The organism is Halosimplex amylolyticum, from assembly GCF_051414035.1.
In the GTDB taxonomy this organism is placed as follows: domain Archaea; phylum Halobacteriota; class Halobacteria; order Halobacteriales; family Haloarculaceae; genus Halosimplex; species Halosimplex amylolyticum.
In genome coordinates, this window is the sequence record NZ_JBLKNW010000002.1 from 643148 (window position 1) to 665834 (window position 22687).

Below are 22687 nucleotides of genomic sequence, written 5' to 3' on the forward strand. Positions count from 1 at the left end.
TTCCTCGCCGACTGCGACCTCGCGGAGGGGCGTCGAAATCGGCCGCGCACGGTCCGGATCCGCGGTCACGAACTCCATCCAGGCTGGCGAAGTCCGCCTGCCGACGCTCCCGCTCTCGGCCCAGCCGGCCCGACGCGTTCCCGGCTACCCGTCGTCTCCGACTCGATCCGTAGCGAGACGGCTGGCGTGTGTCCCGCTTTCCGGCCGAACGTGCCATTGCGTCCGGGAGTACGGCCGTCGGGATTGCCTGCTGAGTCGAACGTATGGCGCTCTGACGACCGATCTACGGTCTACCTGCCGACCATCTCCCAGAGGACATACACCACATGTCGCGATACGAATACCGATACGCTGGGTTGCCACCACCGTTCTCGACGTGCGCTCGACTGCGTACCCCGCTGCGCCGTCGACACGCGGCTGCGCCGACGGCACGCCGTTGCGCCGTCGAGAACTTCCTGGTGCTCACGCGAGGGATCACTTGACGACAGTGACCGGCACAGGAGACCGATAGACGACGCCGTGTGTCACGTTCTGGTAGAGGAGCCGAAGCAAGCCGGACCGGCCACAGCGACCGATGACGACGTGATCGGTGTCAGACGACTCGATGTGCGCGACGATCTCCCGAACCGGGCAACCGATCGCGGTCATCGTGGTGATCGAACCGCCGTGGGCGTCCGCGGTTTCGGTCGCCGTCTCGAACAATTCCTCGACGTGCTTCTGTTCGGTTACCATCACCGGTTCGTGGACGTACATTCTGCCGATTCCGTACGTGCCGTTCAGTTGTAACACGTGCAACGCCGTGATCGACGCACCTGGGAACTCGCGAACCGCGTGTTTGACCGTCTCGCGAGCCGATTCTTGACTGTTGATGGGGACCAGAATCTCCATGCGAAGCGGTTGCAACTGTTCGCACATGAAGGAATCTGGTAGTTAAATGGGGATCTAGTATATGCACTCCGTCGGATCCGTTCGACCGTTCTGGCGTGTCGATCGCGTCTGAGTCTCAGCTGTACGAGCGGAGAAGCCGACCTTCGAATGCGGACGCTGCCGATTCGAACGCCGCGGTGATATTTCCGTGTGAGTAGCGTTGCACCCTCAACCGATGGTAATGGAAGCACTGCAAGACGTTGGCATCTTCGCGACCGGTACCGCCGCTGCTGGATTGCTCGTGCGGTACGGTATTCAGCGGTTTTCCCGACTCGCCGAACAGGGAATCGAACGGTCCTCCGAGGTCGTCGAGCACGGGATCGAACGGTCCTCAGCGGCCGTCGAACGGGGAATCGAGCAGTTCTTCGACAAGGAGGTCGCCCGGCACGAGGCCGAAGTGCAAGCCCACGGCGTCGTGTCTTCGCGACTCCACGAGGAACGAGCGAGTATAATTATCGAGCTGTACCAGCGATTCGTCCAGTTCGAACGAGACATGCGGGCGCTGAAGACGGGAACGTCGAGTGACCCCTCGACCGACCAACTGCTCGAGGCGGCGACGGAGTCCGGCGACGACTTCGCGACGTACTACGTGGAGAACAAGATCTACTTCCCACCCGAGACGTGCGAGGCCGTAGAGAGTGTCCAGGACGCGATGAACGGCGTCTTCGACGGATTCCGTGTGGGCACCTCTCACGGTGACCGCCCCGAACAGCGAACAGACGTCGAGAGCTGCCTGGCGGACTGGCGAGACGTGACCGGGGACGAGGTCCCCGAACTCAAGAGCGAACTGGAGACTCACTTCAGAGCGCTTCTGGGGGTCGACCTGGACGGTGGCCGACTGGACGATAGCTGACGATTCTGGCGTCGGTCGTCGTGGAGGTGGTGCTCGCGGTGGTCGGAAGCACTGGAAGCGGTTCGCCAGCCCGAGATACTCGAACCGTCGAATCGCGGGACTCCATCTATTCGGCTAAACTGTCCTTCATGAGAGTGTGGACTTCGATCCTTACCGTGGTCAAAACCAGAATCGTTCATCTCGGGAGGCGTCAGTGCGAGTCCGCGGTCCGGTGTGACGACTTCGAGCAGGCGCACGGGACGGCAGCCGAACCCGAGAGACGACCATTCGGAGCGTCGAACGTCACGTTCGGTCGTGGCGACGGCATCGCACGCGTCCGCGACGTTCTCGACGAGTACGACCTCGCGGAGGCAGTCGCGTGGATCGAAGTCGTCGTCGAAGACGGCGCCATCACGGCGGAGCAGGCGACGCAGCTGGCGAACGATGCAGATGTAGCCGTCGTCGAGACCGATCTTGACCACGTCGACCGCTCCGTGGACGAGCAGGCCGGACGGTCACTCCCGACTGCACAGAACGCGGTCGAGACTGCCGCACTGCGGAGTTTTCGACAGCGCTCGGGACAGAAGACGGAGCAGACTGCACAGACCGCGACCGAGCAGGCGCCGGTCGACGAACCGAGAGACGACCCCGAACAAGATGAAGAACACAGACAGCGTATGACGGACGAACGTACAGAATTGGCCGACGCGCGCGACAGGATCGATGCCGAGCTGTCGGAACTCGGCGCCGAAATTTGCGACATGCTGGCCAGGATCGACGCGATGGACGAAGACGTCGCGGCGGCGGTCACGGAGCGGGACGCGGCAGTGGAAGCGTTCCTGCCCGACGACCAGGTCCCGGAGTCGGTAGACACCGAGACTCGTGGTGCCGTCGCGTCCCACCTCGATGCGCTCGCGGAGCAACGAGACGTGCGAGCGGAGAAGGTGGAGACGAAGACCGACCGGCTGAAAGCCGAGAACAAGAGGGCTGCGGACGCTCGTGACGATATCGACGAGATCCAGGCGGTGATCGACCGGCTCGGCGACCGGATCGACGAGGCCGAATCGAAGGCCGCCGACGCTCGCGAGGAACTGGACGCCGCCCGGTCCTCGTTCGCGGACGACCTGGCGGCCCTCGCGACGCGATTCGAGCCGTTCGACGTCGAACTCTCTCGGGAGACGCTCGGAGCAGTTGTCGACGAACGGATCCCGGAGCGCAAGAGCGAGCTGCAGGCGTCGGTCGAGCGTATCAGAGAACGCGTCGCGAGTCTCTCGGCGCGCAAATCCAAACTGGCGGAGGAGCGCGACAGGCTCAACTCGATCGTCGGTGGGGGAACCTGCCCGACGTGCAACCGGAACGTCGGTTCGGACCGCAACGAGAACGAAGTGGAAGCGATCGAGAGCGAACTTCACCAGACCGAACGGCGACTCGGTGCGGCGGAGCAGGAACGCGACGAGGTGATCGCTGGTATCGAGGAACTGGACGACCTTCGGGACGAGGCGGTCCGCCTCCGCTCGTTCCGGTCTGAAACCATTGCGGAGGCGACGGGCCGTCTCGAGGACCGCCAGGAGACCGTCGAGGACCTCCAGGCAGACCTCGCGGAGGAACGTGCGGAACTGGCCGAGGCGAAAGCGGAGCGCGACGAGGCGGACGCTGCGATGTCGACGCTGGAGATCGAAATCGGTAGCCACGAAGCCAACATCGACAGATTACGGGAGAAACTCGACGAAGGGAACGCCTGTCTGGAAGCGTTCGACCTCGTCGACGGCCTTCGAGCGCGAGTCGACGAACAGGTCGACGAACTCTCTGATCTACAGGAAGAGTACGAGGAGATGGAACTGGAACGCGCCTCGCTCGATGGGGAGATCGAGGTCCTCACGGATGAGTGACCCGTACGCGCTCCGGTCCGTCGCCGTCGAGGGGGTGCGTCACGACGACGGCCCGCGGACCCGGCGTGGCTCCCACGCGGCACCGTGGAACCAACCGGTATCGGGGACGCGTCTCTCGAACGTCCCCGCTCCGTCCTTCTCTGGCGCTGTGGGCCGCCCGTCGTGGATGGGAACGCAGCGCCACTCCGTGGCCGACACCCTCACGCCGGGACGAGTGCACAACCGGTCGAGACGGGAGACGCTGCCGACCGCATGGAACGCAGTCACGCCAGCGACGGGCGACAGGTCGTCCTCGACGAGCGACCCAGACCGCGACGTGTCGGAACTCGACGCCGTCGGCGACAACGACCACGACGTCCACGACGTCCACGACATGCAGGAGGACAGTGAGGAATCCGACGACGGTCACGACGTCCACGACGTTCACGACGTTCACGACATCCAGGACGACGACGAGGACGGTGACAGCGACGATGACGACGATAGCGACGATGACGACAGCAACGAAGGCAGTGACGAAGGCAGCGAGGACGACGACGACGTCCACTCGGACAGCGGTGAAGGCGACGACAGCGACGATGACGACGACAGCGACGATGACGACGACAGCGACGACGAGGGCGGCACGGACGGCGGCGGTGACGGTAGCGAGAGCGACGACGAAAGCGAGAGCGACGACGAAAGCGAGAGCGGCGACGCCGCTGACGACAGCGACGGTGACGACGGCGTCTACGAGTACGCTGGCGGGGGACTGGACGCCGCCCGGTTCGGGGCCCCGTCCGACCGGCCGGGACGCACCGGCCAGTTCGGGACGCCCGATGTCACGCTGGGCGTGATCGGGTGTGGTGAGACCGCAGAGACGTCGCACCTCCCCCATCTCTCGTCGCTCCCGGACACGACTATCACGGCGGTCACCGCCCTCTCACGCGAACGTGTCGACCACATCGGCGATCGGTACGGGATCGCTCACCGGTATCGACGGGGTGCGACGCTGATCGCGGAACACCGGGCCGACCTCGACGGCGTCGTGATCTGTACCCCACCGCACACGCACGCGGATCTGGCGACCCAGGCGCTGGACGCTGGACTGGCGACGTTCGTGGAGGCGCCGCTGGCTCTCAGACCCGACGACGCGTCGAACCTCCTCACGCTGGTGGACCAATCCACGGTCCCGGCGATGGTCGGATATCCGAGACGGTACGGCCCAGCGTACCGGCAGTTCGAGTCGGCGCTCGAACGGAGGGCACCTGTCCGCTACGTCGATGCGTACGACGTGACTCCCGTCGATCCACGAACCGCACGATCCGTTTCCGACCCAGCTTCAGGGACCGTTCCGGAGGCGGTCGCTGCCGATGCCGACCAGATCCGGACCAGGCAGGCGAAAGAGGCGCTCGAGACCGACACGGACTGGATCGCGGACGAGTACCTGTCCCACCTGGAACGGCTCTGCCACGACGTGAACGTGCTCAGAGGTCTCTATGGCGACGTGACCGAGATCCCGTACGTCTCCCTCGACGGTCCCGGGGAGTTCTTGACGGCGGACCTCGGCTACGAGGGAGGCACCGAGTGTCACCTCACGTCGGGTCGGAGAGACGGGGAGTGGTCCGAGGAGTACGTCCGCGTGGACACGGCCGACAGCGTCGTTCGCCTCGATTGCTCGGATCCGTACCGGAACCACTCGCCGTCCACGGTGACGATCAAAGCGGGGACGGACGAGGTCGTGACGCGCAGGCACGTTCCAGCGAGTGAACGACCGGTCGAACGGGCGCTCGGGTCGTTCCTCGAAGCGATCCGGACCGGGAAACCGACCCAGACCCCCTTCGTCGACGCGGCGAAGGACGTGGCGCTGATCGCGGAACTGGTCGAACGGGGGACGCCATGAACCGACGCGTCCCACTGACTGCTCGCACCCCCTTCCCCTTCCGGGTCGCATCGACGTCACGCACAGCCAGTACTGGCGGCCTGCGACGGACGGTGACCGAGTGACCGACGCGGTCACGGACGGTTCGTGCGCATACGTCCACACGGATATTTCGACGTCCTCGCTGGAAGAGCCCTGGCACTGTCCGCACGACGCCGTGGAGGGGCGAGAGGAGTGTGTGTTTCACCACTCGGCCGCCGAGCGGGAGGAGGTCGGGCTCTCGGAGCGTGACGTAGAGCGGCGGTTCACGGCGGCGCTCGACAGCGGCGACCCCGACCGACGGGCGTTCGTCGGTGCGACGCTCCCGGGCCTCGACTTCGACCACATCGACTTCGACCACGACGACCAGCACCTGCTCGATCTGCGCCACACGCGCATCCGCGGCGACTTCGTGGCGAGTTACGCCAGGTTCGAGGAGGCCGTCGACCTGCGAGACGCGAGACTCGGTGCGTTTCGAGCCGACGCCGGGAGTTTCAGCGACGGCCTGCTCTGTCGACGAGCGACGTTCGAAGGGGAGGTCGACTGTTACGGCGGGACGTTCACCGGCGACGACGTGGTGTTCACCGGCGCGACGTTCGAAGCCGCCGTCAGGTTCGACCAGGCAACCTTCGCCGACGCAGCCGCCTTCGACGACGTGACGTTCGCCGACGAGGCGACCTTCCTCGGGACGGAGTTCCACGGTCGGTCGATCGACATCGACGACTACACCACCTTCGAGGGGGCCACGTTCGAGGACCTCGCCCGGTTCGACTACACGCAGTTCGAGGCCACCAGCTTCGAGGAGACGCTGTTTACCGATGGCGCTCACTTCGAGGAAGCGACGACGACCGCGCCGGTCAGGTTCGACCGGGCGACCTTCGAATCGGCGGCCGACTTCGACGGGTCGACGTTCGAGGACGACGTCTCCTTCTCGGAGGCCACGTTCGACGGCGAGACGCTGTTCCGCGGCGTCACGTTCGACGGAGGCGGGACGATGCTGCACGAGGACGCCGACTTCTCCGGGGTTCACTTCGGGCGACCGGTCAGTTTCGAGTCGGGGCAGGTCGGCGTCGCGACCTTCGAGGAAGTTACGTTCGACGCCGATGCGTGCTTCCGTGACGTCACGTTTCGGGAGAACGTGCGGTTCGACGCCGCGGAGTTCGCCGGTGAGGCCCGCTTCGACGAGGCCACGTTCGACGCCCGGGCGGCCTTCGAGGGCGTGACCTTCGCGGCGGTGGCGAGCTACCCCGGTGTCGAGTTCGGCGGGTCCACCGATCACGACAGCGCCAGCGTGACATTCGACGAGGTGGTCTTCGGCGGTGACGCGAACTTCCACCACGTCTCGTGTACCGCTGCGAGCTTCTGTGACGTCCGGTTCGAGGGAGACGCGTGCTTCATCGAAAGCGAGTTCCTGAAACACATCGAGATGAAGGTCGGTCGGATCGGGGTCGATACCGTCGTGGACTTCACCGAGGCCCACCTCGCGGCCGGAGCGGTCGTCCAGCCAGAACACAGCTGGGTCAGGTACGACCTGACGAAAGCGACGATCGGCGATATCGTCTTCCGGGTCGAGGGCACCGAGGACCGAGACCTGTTCAGGTACCTCCGCTTTTGCGAGACCAAGTTCGAGGGCTTCGACTTCATGGCACACGCCCACTATCTCACCCGGTCGGACTGGCGGCTCCACGACTTCGACGACGACGGGCTCGACCACGAGTACGCCGTCGAGACGACGCCCCAGGCGATCGAGAAGACCTACCAGCGGGCCAAGATCAGCGCCTCTGAGATGGGGAACGTCGAAGCCTCGGGGAAGTTCCGGTTCAAGCGCCAGCAGTACGCCCGCAAGAGCTACCAGGACATCGCGTCCGACCCCGAAGAGTCCGTGTCGACGCGGATTCGAAACGGCCAGCGTGTCGGCGAGAACCTCTTTCTCGGGCTCACCTGCGGCCACGGGATGCGGCTGTACAGGATCGCCGCGATGTTCGCGTTCTTCCCGATCGCCCCGGCGCTCCTGTACACGTTCGGCGGGCCAGCCTTCCGGACCGAGGCGGGTCAGATCCACTCCGTCGCCGAGCTGGTGACGGTGGGCGGGATCGAGACGTTCCTGTCTATCGTCTATTTCAGCTACATCACCTTCCTCACGATCGGGTACGGCGACATCGTCGCCCAGGGGCGACTGGGACTCGTGCTGGTCAGCGTCGAGGCGTACGCCAGCGTGGTCCTGGGCGGGCTGTTCATCTACGTCCTCGTCAAGCGAAGCGAACTCTAGACACAGCTTGCAGGCCTGTGTCGGTGTCCCGTACTTTTTCACTCGCAGGACGTGTTCGGTCAGAGACAGCGTTCGATGCCGACGGCAACGGCGAGCGTCTACACGGGCAGATCGACAATACTCCGCGTACGGTACTGTCACGACGACGAAAATACGATTCGCTGCGAAGCTAAACTGTTCGGCGAGTGATTCTCGATTCCGGGGAGAAGAGCCGACGCCGGGATTCGAACCCGGGTATCCGTCCAGGGAGCACTTTTCTTTTGTTGTGCGCCTTCACCTTACTAGACACGCCGGCTCGCGGCGGAACTGTATTCTGGCCGCCCTGGTTCGGCTTCTCAGGTTGCCGCCATCTTGTAATCGTGGCCGCTCTATCATAAACCACGTGCTACCTCGATTCGGCGAGAGAATCCCGCTGCACGAACCGTCCGGAGAAACCCCTATCTGACGGCCTGCCTGGGTACTTCAGGTTCTCTGGAGAACGCAGATCTGGTGTGTTACGAGAACTCGATGGAAATCCGCTTTCGTCCGCTCTCCCCGGCGAGACAGTGCACTCGATCCGCAGACGGGGACTACAGGCACTGGGATCGACGCGGCCGACGCGAGCGGCGCTTCGGTACCGCTACCAGCATCGCGACCCCGCGCTCGCGGTCGATCGGTTCGACGCGACGTTCCCGAGCCCAGTGGGCATCGCGGCGGGCTTCGACAAGAACGCGGTGGCGATCCACGGGCTCGCTGCCCTGGGGTTCGGGTCGGTCGAGATCGGGACCGTTACACCGGACCCCCAGAACGGCAACCCGCGGCCGCGATTCTACCGGCTCCCGGCGGACAGGGGGGTGATCAACCGCGTTGGGATCAGCAGTCAGGGCGCAGACCGCGTGCGGGAACGCCTCGACGCGCACGGTACGCCCGACGTTCCGATCGGTCTCAACGTCGGGAAGATGAACCCGTCAGGCGAAGCCGAGGCGCTCGTGGACTACCGTCGCGTGGTCGACCGCCTCTCCCCGTACGCCGACTACGTCGTGGTCAACGTCTCCTGTCCGAACACGGCCGAGGAGTTCGACCAGCAATCTCCGGAGCACCTGCGGGGGATCTTCGAGACGCTCGAAGCCGAGGACGACGAGACGACGCCGGTCCTCGTGAAGGTCGACCCGGACACGACCGAAGATGCGCTCCGCGAGGTCGTCGACGTCGGCGAGGAGTGTGGACTGGACGGCATCATCGCGACGAACACGGCCAGCGAGCGGCCTGATCTCGCGTCACCGCGGCGGTACGAGTGGGGCGGACTGAGCGGGAAACCGATCGAGGACCGGTCGACGGACGTCGTCCGGACGCTCGCCGAGTACACCGACCTGCCGATAATCGGTGTCGGCGGCGTCGACTCGGCGATCAGTGCGTACGCGAAGATCAGGGCGGGCGCGTCGCTCGTCCAGCTCTACACCGGGTTTCTCTACGAAGGCCCCGTTATCTCCCGCCAGATCAACAGGGGACTGGTCACGTTGCTCGAACGCGACGGCTTCGAGACGGTCGAGGACGCGATCGGCGCGGACCTCGAGTGACCGGCTGACCAGCGAATCCCAGCGGTGTGTCACTCGACGCGAGTCCGTTCCGATGAGTATCGTCGCGGTCTTCAATTCGTCGCGGACCGTCCCGGACTACTCGGCACTGTGCAGGTGATCGAGGCAGTCGACATCGAGACAGTCGGCATCGAGCAGTCCGATCGGGGCGAACCAGTGGTTCAGGCGGTCCGCTCCATCAGTCGAGTCCGGGGCCCGGTTCGCCCCGGTCGGCGTTGGAGACACCGTTCTCGGACGACCCGCATCTGTCCTCGAGCCAGCGGCTACTCGCGTGGCTGCTTCCGGCCGGACCCGCCAGCGACTGTGCTCGCGACGTCGCCGGTATCGGAAGACGCTGTCCCGCGGGGTTTCACGTTCCCGTCACCGGCCGATTCCGAGTTCTCTGAGGAGACGACTGAAGACGAGTCCACAGACGAGTCCCGCGATCACGAGCGCGCTCGATAGCCGCTGGTCGATCGGCCGGACGAATCTCGTCCCCGTGTCGGACACGACGAGGGCCCCCGCTGGTCGTGCCGAGAGCCCACCACCGAGTCCACCACCTTCCGTGTCGTCGTCGTCGCCGCTCGTACCGCCCCCGCCGCCGACGCCATCCGCGCCGCCCCCGCCGCCCCCGCCGCCCCCGCCGAGTCCATACTCGACCTGTGCGACCGGAACGACCGTTCGGTCGTGGTGCTCGATGGGCGTACTGTAGACCAGGTCGGAGTTCGTTCCCGATTCGATCGCTTCGCTCAGCGACTGGAATTCGTCCGCGATATTCATAGCGGCCCCCGGGAGGTGTCCGTCACACGTGTCGACAACTCCGGGCGGACTCCGTGGTGTGACACGTCCCGGGTCGAATCCACGTCACGGTCGACGATGTCGACGGACTCGTTCGGTCGATCCGTCCGATCGGTTCCTCCGATAGCCGCGATAGTTCTGTCCTCGACGGCGACACCTGCGTCCGGCGTCCGACCGACGGGAGTCACGGCCGTCCAGTTTCGAACGGCGAGATCGGATGTCATCGACGTGAACGTGGACGAGCGGACGTATAGCACCGGGTGGCCGTCGAACCCGTGCACACCGATCTCCCCGGAATTTCCACCGTTCGGGAACTTCAGGTTCGTCTGGACACACCGGCAGACCGAGTCCCGGACCGGCACCAACTGGCGACGGTCACCGGTTCGTATCGGCAGCAACGCGGCGTTGTGGTGTGCGACACCGTTCGAATGACCCTCACTCTCCGCGACGCAATTCGCTCATCGAGAAGGTGATATGAGTAGCTCCGTTCGTGCAGAGGGTGGTCTATGAGGATCGGCGTCTGATGGACAACGTACATGTCGACCACTGAACAGAGCCACACGATCGGTCTCCTGTGTAAAACGAACAAGCCGGTGTTCACGGAGGTCGCCGAGCGCCTCCGGGACGCCGGGTATCGGGTTCGGTACTTCCACCCCCGATCGGGACTCTCACCGCGCCAGGCGGCCGATCTATCACTGATCGTGAACAAGAAGACGCTCCCGGTCGCGCTCCCGTCGCTGTGGCACGCTCGACAGGTCGGAACGCCGCTCTGGAACAACCTCCAGGCGACGATCGCGCTCAGTTCACGGCTGCTCGGGCTTCGAGCAGTCTCGGAGGCGGGGATTCTCACCCCTGACGTCACCTTCGAGAAACCCCCCGGCGAGTACGTCGCGAAAGGGTTCAACGTCTGGGACGACGACCCCGAACTAAACGGTGAGGGGGATTTCTATCAAGAACTGATCCCGACGGAGCCGGTGGATTTCAAGTACTACGCCGTCAACGACGGCGAACAGACGCGCGTCGCGGGCAAGCGCGTCACCTCGAAGTTGTACGGGCAGAAACGACTCCTCGGCGGGATACAGACCAGACCAGCGCTCGCTTCCTCGTTACGGCAACTCGTCGAACGGTTCGACCTCCGGGGTGTCGGCGTCGATCTCGTCGAAGACGACGACGGTCAGTTTTGGGCCGTCGACGTCAACCTCGCGGCGGGATATCGGGATACCGCACTCGAATCGGCCCTCACCGCGTCGATCGTTTCGCGCCTCCCAGACGAGTGAACCGGCGCCTGCTTTCCGCTGAAATCTCGAAGCGAGCGTCCTGACGGTTTCTCCAGGCAGAGCATGTCGAGTGCCGCTGGGTCGGTTCGTCTCCGGGCGCTCGTCCACCTCGTTCTGATACTCGTTGCACGTGCCGCTCCACGATGCGTTCGCGACAGCCGTATCAGCATCGGGGGATCCCTCGCGCTACGACGCGAGGGAAATTACGACTGGCGGGGGATGAGCGGGTCGATCGCCAGCGTTCGTTTCGCGACAGTGAAGATGCGGAAGATGTACGAGATGAGGGTCATGAAGGGGAGGAGCGAGAGCGCGAACGAGGCCCCGGTCACGGGGATGACGTTCTCGACGCCCATCGTCTCGTTCGGGAAGGTCTTCCCGTCCAGGGAGACGAGCATCGTCCCCGCGAGGATCAACGCCGGCACGGCCATCGTGAGAACCACCTGGGAGAGGCCGATCACCGACCACTGGAAGTACACCGTCTTGATGTACTCCCGCGCCGGTCCGTACAGCATCAGTGCCTCCTTCAGTTCTTCGAGACCTTCGACGTGCTCGGTCGTGAGGTCGTCTTCGTACTCGTCGATGATGCGCTCGACCTGGAACATCTTCCAGCTGTAATCGAAGTTCAGGGCGGCGAACACGACCCTGAAGGTACCGAATTCGGCGTCTTCGAGCTGCGTTACCACGTCTCCCGCGTTCTTAACGGTCCCATCGGACAGGTCCTGGAGATCCGTGTTCAGCTGCTCGTTGCCAGTGTCGTCGAACTCCTGAAGCGCCTCGGCCCGGGCCGACGTGGCTTCGAGGATGTCGGTGAGAAAGATGGACGGTTTCGTGGAACAGGGTCCGTCGATCAGCTTCGACGCCCGTTCCCGAAACGCCATCGCGCCGTCCAGCCGTTCGAACTGGTCGCCGAGCGGACCGTGCTCCTGTGTGAGGATGAGCTGTCCGAAGGTGACGACGAGGGTCGTCCCGGTCACGATGACGATGATCATCGTCGAGAACAGCCGCTCGGCCAGGTCTCCTTCCGCGTCCACCTGGTACAGCGACGGACGGATGATGAAGACCCCGGTCGTGAACACGAGGAAGAAGGCGATTGCCATGAGCCCGGCGATGACGAGCCGATTTCCGGACAGCAGCAGCCACGAAACGAGCCGATGTGTGTCCGCTCGTTCGCGAACCGTGTCGTGCGTATTGACTTGCGTCTCCGGACACATGCTAAATCACGGATCTGTCTGGATCGCCCGGAAGCTGGACGCCACGCTCCGGCTCGACCGTGGGTGTGTGCCACGTCGGTACCGAGTCGTCGCTGTCGTTCGGGGATTGCCCCGGATGGGAACGGCGGCCCACTGCAGTTCTGGAACCTCTCATCACTGAATCGAACCACCGTCTCCCGTCGCCTCGCGACCGTCGTACCGGACCTCGACGGTCGCGTCGCCTCGAAGTGAGAGCGCCTCGATGTCGCCCTCGAACCAGTACGCGTCGATCCCGTCGCTCACAGTCCCACGGACGGGCTGCCTGCGGACGACGTCACCTCCGCTGACCGGTGCGTCGTGACGGGTCGCCGAGACCGCTGCCGTCGCCTCGAAGGCGTACGAACTCGGTTCGTCCGCCCCGCTGCCGTCGAACACGATTGCGTGGGGGAACCGGTCGTCGGCGTCGCCGTCCGTGCAGATCGAGGTCCGGTTCGGGGCTCTCGACGCGGCGGCCTCTGCCGTGGTCGGGACGCCGTCGGGTATCGAGAGGTCGGGTTCGGTCGACACGTCGGGGCCGACGTCGACGGTCGACCCGGTCGCGCGCTGGATGTGACCGCGGTAACCACCGCTCTCGAAATTGATCCGGCCCGGTGCGTCGTTGGCACCGGCGACTATCGCGTTGGGATAGGGGCCGTCGCCGAAGTGCGAGTTCCTGATCGTCACGGGGCCGCCGTTCCAGACCCAGACCGGGCGGCCGTTGGTTTCGACGTAGTCATCGTCGTCGTGACCGTAGTCGGTCGTGTCGGTGTAGGCGACGCAGTTTTCGATCAGGTCGTCGCCGCCCGCACAGCGAAACGTCGCGACGCCGTTGTTCTTCCCGAAACAGCTCTCGAAGTGAACGCTGCCCGAACCGCTGGCCGTATTCGAACAGTGAAACCCGTTGTTCGGGAACCCCTGGACGTTGCAGTGGCGGAACGTCACGTCCGCCTCGTTGTCGTGGTGCAGAACGACCGCGCCGGGTCCGTGAACGCTACTCGCGCCGTCCCCGGTCGCGCCGTCGCCCATGTAGACGTTTTCGAAGCGAACGTCACCCTGGCCAGCTTCGACCGAGATCGCGAACTGATCGCCCCGGTAGAGTCCGTGGAAACCGATATTTCGGACCACCGAGTCCGCGCCCGTGACGCGTAGACGAATGCTGTGACGCGTCGAAACGTCGATCAGTTTGTTTTCGAATACGTCCCCACGACCGACGTGGATCTGTTGCCCCCGGGCACGGACAACCTCGTACTCTTCGCTACTGTTCGTATCGCTTACTGAAGGCTCGATTGCCATGTGCTCCCGAGAACGTTCACTCCGATAAACGACCATCGCGACCGAACACGCGAATACGTGAACGCGCGAATACTCGAATACGCGAATCGTCCCGATTCCCGCATCGTCGAGCGCACAGCGGCGGCATCGCGGCCTCCGGCCTCCCCGTCCTGGAACGCCCTGCGTGGTGGATCGTGGGGGGAAGTCGGCGACACCGTTCGAGACCGGGAACGCCTTCGAATTCCGACGGACTCCGCGTTACCCGGCCTGCGCTGCCTGCCGAAACGCGTGGTCCGCAACGCCCGTCCTGCACTGGACCCGGTCCCTGCGGCTACTGACTGCGCCCGTGGATTTCCCGAACGGGAGGGGTTCGACCCCCGTTCTCGTCCTCATCGCGCTCGCGCTACGACGTCGATGGGACGTGTTTCCCGACCACCGACTTCGCGCGGTCGGACGGCACGTGCCCGCCGCCGTCGAGGGCCTCGAACACGCCCAGGCTCTGGAGCAGGACCTCGGTCTCGTCGCGAGAGAGTGAGAGGTCGCGCTGGACGTGGTAGATCGCGGTCGCCGCGTCCAGCGCCTCGACGATCGCCTCGCGACCGAGGTCGTTCCGGGCGCAGATCTGCTCGGCCTCGGAGCCGTCGCCTCCCGCCACCTCCTCGCCGGCACGTGCTTCCTCGCCGGCACGTGCTTCCTCGTCGGCACGTGCTTCCTCGTCGAGGTGAACGCATTCGGTACAGGGGACGTAGTCCGGGACCGTCGCGCCGTCCTGGACTGCGACGTCGATCGCCGGTTCGAGTTTGGGGCAGTCCTCCCGCTTGTGGTAGGTCTCGGTCTGTGAGTTCGTCGCGACCGCGACGCGCCCCCGCTCGAGGTCGTCGGAGACGCAAGTGCCACACGGGCGATGATGCGGCACGACGGAACGGTCCTTCTCGACGAAGTCGGTCGCCCGCTGCAACTGCGGGCAGTCCCCTCGGACGTGGAACACCTGCGACGGACTTCCACCGCTGGACGCGATGTACACAGTGCCGTGCACGTCCTCGGCTTGTTCGACAGTCTCGTCTGGGTCCTCGGGTTCTTCGACCGTGTCTTCCGAGTCCTCGGTTTGTTCGACAGTCTCGTCTGGGTCCCCGGCTTCCGCTACCGTGTCGCCCGGACTCCCGGGCGGCTCGTCGGTATGATCGTCGCACTCTACCGGTGAGTAAAGCTTCCGCCGGCCGTCAGTGGGGTCGGGCGCAGTCTGAACGAGATCTGCTTGCACGAGCTTCGGCAGCCACGACCGAACGCTCTGAAGCGTGGCGTCGACCTCGTCCGCGATGTCTCCCGACGCCGTGAATCCACCCAGCTCCCGCAGTGCGCGCAAGGTCTCACGCTCGCCGTCGGTGAGATCTTCCCGGGGTACGCTGGGATATTTCCCACCCGCAGTGTCGGAGCGCTTCTCGCGATCCGACTCACCGACCTCGTCGCGGTCCTCCAGTTCCGCGATGCGTTCTTCGAGCGCCTCCAGCTCGGCGGCCTCCTCCTGGAGTCCGTCGTACTCCTCTCGGAGCTTCTCGTACTGCGTTTCCAGGACCTCGGTCCGTTCCCCGGCTTCGCCGTCGATCGAATCGAGAGCCGGTGAAAGTCCGAGGTTCAGGGTGAGGCACAGGCCACCATCGTCTGTGGCCAGTTCGTCCACCGTGGCGTCGAGGCCCATCTGTTCGAGCGGCTCGAGGATCTCCGCGATCCGCCGGTGGTGCTCGGCGAGGTCGCTCACGAACACCCTCCGAGCAGTCCCGCGCTCGTCCACAGCGGTGCCAGGCCGTTCGGCGCGCTGGTCGCGTGCGAACACCCGAGCTCGTCGGCCACGTCTGTCGGGTCGCTCACGCCGACTGTTCCCGCCGCGTGACGGCCAAGTGCTCGTCGGTCCCACCACGCGGTCGCGCGTCGGGACGTAGGGGCCGTTCCGCGTTCACGCGTCGACCGGAGTGTGGGAGTGTCGCCGTTGCAAGGCCGGGGCCGATACCTGTTCGTCGGACAGTTCGTCGAATCGGCTTTCGTCTGTTGCATCTCGAGTACCTCGTGCCGGGTCCGCTGTCCAATCGAGTGCGACGCCCCCGGTGGGACGACGCGCTCGGCCTGACAGAGGGGGTCAATCAGTCGCATCTCCTCCCTTCGGGCCGGACACCGACCCGAAGAGCACCTCGTCGTCGATCTCTTCGACGTCCTGTAGCCCGAGCCTGATCAGGCGGTGGATTACTTCGCTCTCTGGTAGCCCGGTTCTCCTGGCGATCTCGTCGACGTCCGCGGCCAGCGAATCCTGGCAACGAAACGTGATTTTGTCAGTCATATTCATGCAACATCAATACGTAGAATCTTGATGCATGATAAAGGTGTTCCACTGCATCACTGATGCAGTAGGTAGATGCATCTCTTCAACATGGTTACGACGCTCCGATGACCCAGTTTTTTAGTGCAACAACGCCATCAGGTCAGGTATGGAGAGAACTGAGAAACTCAGCACAAGCGTCACTGAAGACGAAAAGAGCCGTTTTCGCGTCCTCGCGGCAGAGCGAGACATGACGATGGCAGAGTTGCTCCGAGAACTCGTATACGAGGAGCTCCAGGAGGAGGAGCATCAGAAGGCGGTGAGGACGGAGGGAAACCCGAGCCCGGGGGCGACAACGACTGACTGAGACGGCGCTATTCGCTGGGTGGTCACACGCCACTGGGAGGGGGTCTTGAAGTTCCCGGGTACTCGATTGCTGGGTCACTGTTTCGTTGCGCGAGTTTGGGAAGCGAGGTCGTCGCGGCGAGAATCGCTCGCTGAATTCGAGACCTACTTCGCAGAACCGTTCGACCTGGAGAATCAAGACGTTTGGGAGAACGAGTGCAGGCTGGCCCCGTGCGTTGTTTCGCGGCTCGACTCATCGATTCGCCGAAAGCGCGCATCAGGGCCCGCTCATCCACTCGACGTCCCCCTGTCCCGGACGACAGACTACCTGACTCTACGCGCGGCGCGCGATCGGCCAGCGACGAAGCGATGATCTTCCCGTCGAGTCAGCGATACATATATCCGCTGTATTATTCCATACTGGAGTGACTGGAGATCGGTCCCGGAGCAGTGAGCGCTAAAATATCCGTTCGGGACGGCTGATGGGGCGGTTCTACCCCGACCGGCGCGCAACTGTCGTTTCTCCGCTTCGAATCGGGAAACGCCCGAATCGGGGAACCACGCCGGAGCGAGGGGATTCGTGGCGGGATCCTGATGTCGCCCGATACACTACGAAATATTACACATCGTACGAACCATACGGAAATCATTATATAAGAGTTAGGCTGTAGCCGGGCCATATTCCCCGGCGGGATCCATCTCATATAGATTACGGGCGTATGGCTGTAATCGGCGGTTTGACGACGGAAACCGGTTCGTCGTCACCGTCGACTGGGGGCGCTGAGGGAGAAGCGGTCGCTCGTCAGCGGACAGTTCGCCCGAAGTCCCGGATTCGTCGACGAACGCGAGCACGAACAGGCCGACGACCAGTGCCAGGACGTTCGCTGCGAGCAGGAGTGCCGAGACCTGCTAGTTCGAACGGACGTGGCTCAGGCGCTGCTCTCGTAACGTCTCCGGCATGGTCACTGTGGCTTCGGCCCGGCGTTGCTGTTGGCCCGCGGTCCCGCACTCCGGCATCGATCGGGACCGACCTGTCGTTTGCCGTCCGCAGACGACGTGCGAAAGCCCCCAGTACGTCCACGCACGTCGAACGCTCCGACGTCGGGGCCCGGCGCGGTCGGGCGTGTGCGAGGGCCCCGAACGGTTCGATCGGGGCTCCGATGGCGATACTGTTAAGACCGAGAGTCGGCCTCTTGACAGCATGCGAAAACAGTTGCTGAACGGGAGCTGGCGGTTTCGCCGGCACGGCGACGAGACGTGGCGTGAGGGCGCGGTGCCGGGCGGGGTCTACACGGATATGTTGGACGCGGGGGAGATCCCGGACCCGCTCGTCGAAGACAACGAACTCGACGTGCAGTGGGTCGGCGAGAGCGACTGGACCTACCAGCGGACCGTCGACGTGGACCGCCGGCTCCTCGACCACGACCGCGTCGTCCTCCAGTGCGACGGCCTCGACACCGTCGCCACCGTCCGGATCAACGGACAGGTCGTGGGCGAGTCGGTGAACATGCACGTCGGCAACGAGTTCGACGCCGCGGACGCGCTCGAACCCGGGGAGAACGAGGTCACGGTCGAGTTTCACTCCCCGGTCGACTACGGCCAGGAGCGGGCCGCCGAGTACCCCTACGAGGTGCCCTGCATCCGCTACCCCGTCGACCAGCCCGGTCGCCCCTTCGTCCGCAAGGCCCAGTGTCACTACGGCTGGGACTGGGGTCCGTGCCTCCCGACGATGGGAATCTATCGCGACGTCGCCCTCGTCGGGTACTCCGAACCGCGGATCCGCTACACGAAGACCGAACAGGACCACTCGGGCGAGGGGATCGACCTCACCGTCCGCGTCGGCGTCGACGCCCCCACCGCCGGGACGTACGACCTGACCGTCGACGTGGCCGACCGGAGCGCCACCGAGTCGGTCTCGCTCGCGGCGGGCGACCAGGAGGTCGAACTCACCGTCCCGGTCGAGGCGGGCAGCGTCGACCTGTGGTGGCCGAACGGTTACGGCGACCAGCCCCTCTACGGTCTCGACGTGAGCGTGTCGCCGACCGACGAGCGTCCTGCTGCCGGCCACACGCACTCCGACCGGATCGGCTTTCGCGACGTGGACCTCGTCGTCGAACCCGACGACGCGGGCACCTCCTTCCACTTCGAGGTCAACGGCGAACCCGTCTACGCCAAGGGGGCGAACACCATCCCGACGGCGCCGCTGTACGGCGACGTGACCGAGGAGCGTTACGAACACCTGGTCCGCAGCGCCGCCGACGCGAACATGAACATGCTCCGCGTCTGGGGCGGCGGCTACTACGAGGAGGACACCTTCTACGACCTCTGTGACGAGTACGGGCTGCTCGTCTGGCAGGACTTCATGTTCTCCTGCTCGCTCCACCCCGCGAACGAGGAGTTCCTCGACACCGTCGAGGAAGAGGTGCGCTATCAGGTCCGTCGGCTGGCGAACCACCCCTCCATCGCGCTTTGGTGTGCCAACAACGAGAACGAGGAGGCCGCGCAGAACTGGTTCGTCGACCACGACCACCACGAGGCCCACCTCGACGACTACCGGACGCTCTACGAGGAGACCGTCGGCCCCGCCTGTCGCGAGGAGGACCCGTCGCGCACGTACTGGCCCGGTTCCCCCTCAAGCGGTCCGGACGAACTCGAGCCGTACGTCTTCGAGAAGGGCGATATCCACTACTGGGACGTGTGGCACCAGGGCCAGCCCTTCGAGGACTACTACACGACCGAGCCGCGGTTCGTCTCCGAGTTCGGCTACCAGTCGTTCCCCTCGATCGACTCGCTGCGGACGGTGCTCGACGAGGCCGACTTCAACCCCACCTCGCCGATGATGGAGCACCACCAGCGCAACCCCGGAGGGAACGCGACCATCCTCCGCCGGATGGCCGACTACTTCCGCATCCCCTTCGACTTCGCCGACTTCGTCTACCTCTCCCAGCTCCTCCAGGCCGAGGCGATGTCGACGGCGATCGAGTACTGGCGGCGGCGCAAGCCCACGACGATGGGTGCGCTCTACTGGCAGCTCAACGACCTCTGGCCGGTCGCCTCCTGGTCGTCGATCGAGTACGACGGCAAGTGGAAGGCCCAGCAGTACGCCGCACGCAGGCAGTTCGCACCGGTCCTCGTCTCCTTCCACCCCGAGTTCGCGGACCGCGACGGCGTCGACAACGAACAGGCCGAGGACCCCGACGGCGCCGACTGGGGGGACGTGACGGCCCAGACCCTCTGGATTACCAGCGACGAGACCACACCCGTCTCGGGCACTGTCTCGCTCGAAGTCGTCACGTTCGACGGGACCACTGTTCGAGAGGACGCTCTCGACGTGGCCCTCGACGCCCACGAGAGCACCGCCCTGACGACCCTCGCGCGCGACGACCTGCCCGACGGCGTCGATCCGACCGACGTCATGGTACGCGCCCGGTTCGACGGTCCGGCGGAGTCGTACCCCGCGACGGCCTTCTTCGCGGACTACAAGCGCCTCGCCCTCCCCGAGACGGACCTCGCCGTCGAGATCGACGGCACGGACGTGACCGTCGCGGCCGACGAAGCCGCGCTCTTCGTCGAACTCGACCCCGGAACGATCCCCGGCGCGTTCTCGGACGACTACGTCCACCTCGCGCCCGGCGAAGAGCGGACGTTCACGTTCGACGCGTACGACGACTCCCGCGACGCACTCGTCGAATCGCACCTCGTGGACCAACTGTCGATCCGGCACCTGCGCGAGACGTACTGACGGGCCCCACGCTCGTGGAGATACGGATACTGACGGTCCGCTCCGAACACGCAGACGGCAGACGGTTCGTGGTACCTGTTCGGCGTCGAGTTTCCGGCCGCGTCGACCTCGCGATCGAACAGTTCGGTCGCGCTCTCATGGGCAGGCCGGTCGAACGTCTGTGCGAACCGCTCGCGCGCGGTCTCGGGTCCGCGTCGACCTCGAACACCTCGTGGCCCATCCCCCGCCAGCAATCGGGGCTGGTTGGAACCGTGGGTCTCCAGCCCGACGATCCCCTATCCTCACCGAGTCGTCCATCGTTCCTTGGGGCTGTGTTCCCGCCCGAATTACTCCTTTCTCGGCAACACTCACCGGCGAGGTGAGGATCCAGGGTCGTCGTCGACTGGAGTGGGTGATCGCTCAAATATAATATTCCTATGTATCAAATACATTTTATCATTCTCCTCGGAAACCGGGAGAGGATTCAGTACGTGTCCTCACCGAACGCGCCCAATAACGGGTGAGGCGTGATCGCTAGTCGTCACCCGTTTCTGCTGTCTGAACTGGGCCGATTCTGCCGTCAGAAGCCGGATATTCGCAGAATCTGGGTCCCGAACCGACACAGCCCCGTCGCACGCCGTGGGCGTCGGTCGGTGGTCCTGTCGAGCCGTCAGATATCCCACGATATCGGCCGAGAAGCACTGTAACTGCCGCGCCCGTGGTCCTACGGCTGTCGTTGCCCGTCGGCCGGCGGCGACCGCTCGACCGAGCCGCTGTCGGGCTGAACTGAGGTCGGTTCCCGCGTTCGAATTGCCTACTGCAAATCTTGCAGTTGTCTATTCTTCTCTGAATATTGGTAAATATGGTCTCGGATTCGAGATCCGGGTCCGCCCACGGTCGCCACGGTCGTCGAAAACTATCCGATCTGGTCGGCGACGATGTCGTCTGCGGCGTCGACGAAGGCCTGTTCGTCGCCCGCGGGCACCGTCGCGCCGGCGGCGATGTCGTGCCCGCCGCCGTCGCCGCCGACCGACCGGGAGGCCTCGCCCATCACCACCGACAGGTCCAGTCCCTCGCGGACGAGCACGCCGGTCCCGCGGGACGAGACCTTCGTCTCCTCCTCGTTCTTCCGGGCGAACGCGACGATCGGCTTGTCCGCCGAGACGCCCTCGGTGCCCAGGGCCATCCCCGCGACGATGCCGACGATGGTCTCGCGGATGGCCTCGCCCGCGTCGAACCACTGGAGGGAGTCCTCGTGCGTGACGCCCTGCTGGCGGACGTACTCCAGGCCCTCCGAGAGGTTGCGACGGTGGTTCGAGAGCAGGGTCTGGGCCTGGTCGAGCGCGCCGTCGCGATTCCCGAGGCACACGCCGAGGCCGACGTCCGCTCGTTCGTATCGCGCCGTCGCGTTCAGCAGCGTCGAGAACTCGCTGGCGTCGCGCAGTTCGGTACCGCGGGGTTCGTCGACGAGTTCGTAGGTCGTCCCGACGAGCGTGTTGATCTTCGACGCCGGGACGCCCCGCTGGACGGCGTGTTTCACCAGCGCGCTCGCCACCGTCTGGCGTTCGTCGTCGGTCAGGTCGACCCACGTGCGCCACTCCCCGGCCTCTTTCAGGTCGACGTCCAGCCCTTCGAGAAAGCGGATCGACCCCGCCTCGTCGCCGGAGACGCCGGGGATCTGAACGTCCGTCGCGTACTCGAAGAGCTTCGGCAGCGGGCGGGTCTGCTTGCCGTACAGCGTGAGGTCGGTCCCCTCGGCGAGAACGCCCGCCTCGACGCCCTCCTCGACGATGCCGCGGTTGGCGCCGACGAGTTCGCCGCCGACGGCCTGCATGTCGCCGACGGCGCCGACGACGGCCAGCCCGGCCAGGTCGCGGTTGTCGGCGGACTGGCCGCTCCGCTCGGCCAGCGCGCGGGCGAGGACGTACGCCGCGCCGGCGCCCGAGAGTTCGGAGGCGCCGTTGATCCCCTCCAGCAGCGGGTTGAGGTGGAACTCCGTCTCGGCCTCGGCGGGCTGGTGGTGGTCGGCGATGACCGGTTGGAAGTCGCCGGCCCGTTCGTGTGCGGCGATGGCGTCGAGCTGGCCGCTGCCGAAGTCGGTGAACAGCACGGTGTCGTACTCGCGGGCCGCGATGGAGGCGATCTCCGTCTCGTCGAGCTGTTTCTTGAAGACGGTCTCGAAGTCCAGACCGGCCCGCTCCAGCGCCGTCGACGCCACGGCCGCGCTCGTCAGGCCGTCCGCGTCGATGTGCGAGGCCAGCAGCAGTTCGTCGGTATCCAGCAGTCTGTCGGCGCAGGCGTCCGCGCGCCCGGCGAGGTCGGGAACCGGCCCGATCGTACTCATCGAGCGTTTCTTATCGCGGCTCT

Annotated in this window: 15 protein-coding genes and 1 pseudogene; 8 read left to right on the plus strand and 8 right to left on the minus strand. The window is 65.1% G+C overall.

Annotated elements, in window-relative coordinates; translation table 11 throughout:
* Positions 1–474 precede the first annotated feature (474 nt).
* Positions 475–888: a universal stress protein gene (locus ACMGFE_RS13595; RefSeq protein ID WP_436925754.1), complete on the minus strand. Its 414-nt coding sequence runs from the start codon at positions 886–888 to the stop codon at positions 475–477.
* A 220-nt stretch (positions 889–1108) separates the two neighbouring features.
* Between ACMGFE_RS13595 and ACMGFE_RS13600 the strand changes: the two genes are divergently transcribed.
* The 5 genes from ACMGFE_RS13600 (at position 1109) to ACMGFE_RS13620 (ending at position 9373) form a co-directional block, all read left to right on the plus strand.
* Positions 1109–1780 carry a hypothetical protein gene (locus ACMGFE_RS13600; protein WP_436925755.1) on the plus strand — a complete coding sequence of 224 codons (672 nt, stop codon included), beginning with the start codon at positions 1109–1111 and terminating at the stop codon, positions 1778–1780.
* Between the two features lie 155 nt (positions 1781–1935).
* A complete protein-coding gene (locus tag ACMGFE_RS13605) occupies positions 1936–3648 on the plus strand; it encodes a hypothetical protein (RefSeq protein ID WP_436925756.1) in 1713 nt (570 codons plus the stop codon).
* Positions 3641–5530, plus strand: coding sequence for a Gfo/Idh/MocA family protein (locus ACMGFE_RS13610; RefSeq protein ID WP_436925757.1), 1890 nt, complete (start codon positions 3641–3643; stop codon positions 5528–5530). The genes ACMGFE_RS13605 and ACMGFE_RS13610 overlap by 8 nt, the downstream gene beginning before the upstream one ends.
* 217 nt (positions 5531–5747) lie before the next feature.
* A complete protein-coding gene (locus ACMGFE_RS13615; RefSeq protein ID WP_436925758.1) occupies positions 5748–7817 on the plus strand; it encodes a potassium channel family protein in 2070 nt (689 codons plus the stop codon).
* Between the two features lie 491 nt (positions 7818–8308).
* On the plus strand, positions 8309–9373 hold the full coding sequence (locus ACMGFE_RS13620; RefSeq protein ID WP_436925759.1) for a quinone-dependent dihydroorotate dehydrogenase: 1065 nt from the start codon (positions 8309–8311) through the stop codon (positions 9371–9373).
* A 378-nt stretch (positions 9374–9751) separates the two neighbouring features.
* Here ACMGFE_RS13620 and ACMGFE_RS13625 read toward each other — a convergent pair whose 3' ends face one another.
* Positions 9752–10150 carry a spore germination protein GerW family protein gene (locus ACMGFE_RS13625; RefSeq protein ID WP_436925760.1) on the minus strand — a complete coding sequence of 133 codons (399 nt, stop codon included), beginning with the start codon at positions 10148–10150 and terminating at the stop codon, positions 9752–9754.
* Between the two features lie 98 nt (positions 10151–10248).
* Positions 10249–10392 (minus strand): annotated as a pseudogene (locus tag ACMGFE_RS13630) (allantoinase); the annotation flags it as partial.
* A 312-nt stretch (positions 10393–10704) separates the two neighbouring features.
* Between ACMGFE_RS13630 and ACMGFE_RS13635 the strand changes: the two are divergent.
* Positions 10705–11445, plus strand: coding sequence for an ATP-grasp domain-containing protein (locus ACMGFE_RS13635; RefSeq protein ID WP_436925761.1), 741 nt, complete (start codon positions 10705–10707; stop codon positions 11443–11445).
* A gap of 203 nt (positions 11446–11648) precedes the next feature.
* Here ACMGFE_RS13635 and ACMGFE_RS13640 read toward each other — a convergent pair whose 3' ends face one another.
* The 4 genes from ACMGFE_RS13640 to ACMGFE_RS13655 form a co-directional block, all read right to left on the minus strand.
* Positions 11649–12656: a DUF7972 family membrane protein gene (locus tag ACMGFE_RS13640; protein WP_436925762.1), complete on the minus strand. Its 1008-nt coding sequence runs from the start codon at positions 12654–12656 to the stop codon at positions 11649–11651.
* 153 nt (positions 12657–12809) lie between these two features.
* Positions 12810–13799 (minus strand): hypothetical protein, encoded by a 990-nt coding sequence (locus ACMGFE_RS13645; protein ID WP_436925763.1) that lies wholly within the window; start codon positions 13797–13799, stop codon positions 12810–12812.
* Positions 13800–14349: 550 nt separating this feature from the next.
* Positions 14350–15702 (minus strand): hypothetical protein, encoded by a 1353-nt coding sequence (locus tag ACMGFE_RS13650; RefSeq protein ID WP_436925764.1) that lies wholly within the window; start codon positions 15700–15702, stop codon positions 14350–14352.
* A 375-nt stretch (positions 15703–16077) separates the two neighbouring features.
* Positions 16078–16281, minus strand: coding sequence for a ribbon-helix-helix domain-containing protein (locus ACMGFE_RS13655; RefSeq protein ID WP_436925765.1), 204 nt, complete (start codon positions 16279–16281; stop codon positions 16078–16080).
* A gap of 142 nt (positions 16282–16423) precedes the next feature.
* On the opposite strand from ACMGFE_RS13655, the gene ACMGFE_RS13660 reads away from it, so the two are divergent.
* Both ACMGFE_RS13660 and ACMGFE_RS13665 read left to right on the plus strand, forming a co-directional pair.
* The gene (locus tag ACMGFE_RS13660; protein ID WP_436925766.1) at positions 16424–16621 is read left to right on the plus strand and encodes a ribbon-helix-helix protein; all 198 of its coding nucleotides are present in this window, start codon (positions 16424–16426) and stop codon (positions 16619–16621) included.
* A gap of 1179 nt (positions 16622–17800) precedes the next feature.
* The gene (locus tag ACMGFE_RS13665) at positions 17801–20341 is read left to right on the plus strand and encodes a beta-mannosidase (RefSeq protein WP_436925767.1); all 2541 of its coding nucleotides are present in this window, start codon (positions 17801–17803) and stop codon (positions 20339–20341) included.
* Between the two features lie 895 nt (positions 20342–21236).
* Here ACMGFE_RS13665 and recJ read toward each other — a convergent pair.
* Entirely contained in the window at positions 21237–22664 is a 1428-nt protein-coding gene (recJ, locus tag ACMGFE_RS13670; protein WP_436925768.1) for a RecJ family nuclease, read from the minus strand.
* Between the last annotated feature and the right edge of the window lie 23 nt (positions 22665–22687).

What these genes read in the sequence shown, in the direction of transcription:
- ACMGFE_RS13660 (WP_436925766.1), top strand. Translation starts at nt 16,424, where the DNA reads ATGGAGAGAACTGAGAAACTCAGCACAAGCGTCACTGAAGACGAAAAG.
- recJ (WP_436925768.1), bottom strand. Translation starts at nt 22,664, where the DNA reads ATGAGTACGATCGGGCCGGTTCCCGACCTCGCCGGGCGCGCGGACGCC.
- ACMGFE_RS13635 (WP_436925761.1), top strand. Translation starts at nt 10,705, where the DNA reads ATGTCGACCACTGAACAGAGCCACACGATCGGTCTCCTGTGTAAAACG.
- ACMGFE_RS13595 (WP_436925754.1), bottom strand. Translation starts at nt 888, where the DNA reads ATGGAGATTCTGGTCCCCATCAACAGTCAAGAATCGGCTCGCGAGACG.
- ACMGFE_RS13640 (WP_436925762.1), bottom strand. Translation starts at nt 12,656, where the DNA reads ATGTGTCCGGAGACGCAAGTCAATACGCACGACACGGTTCGCGAACGA.
- ACMGFE_RS13600 (WP_436925755.1), top strand. Translation starts at nt 1,109, where the DNA reads ATGGAAGCACTGCAAGACGTTGGCATCTTCGCGACCGGTACCGCCGCT.
- ACMGFE_RS13625 (WP_436925760.1), bottom strand. Translation starts at nt 10,150, where the DNA reads ATGAATATCGCGGACGAATTCCAGTCGCTGAGCGAAGCGATCGAATCG.
- ACMGFE_RS13655 (WP_436925765.1), bottom strand. Translation starts at nt 16,281, where the DNA reads ATGAATATGACTGACAAAATCACGTTTCGTTGCCAGGATTCGCTGGCC.
- ACMGFE_RS13610 (WP_436925757.1), top strand. Translation starts at nt 3,641, where the DNA reads ATGAGTGACCCGTACGCGCTCCGGTCCGTCGCCGTCGAGGGGGTGCGT.
- ACMGFE_RS13665 (WP_436925767.1), top strand. Translation starts at nt 17,801, where the DNA reads ATGCGAAAACAGTTGCTGAACGGGAGCTGGCGGTTTCGCCGGCACGGC.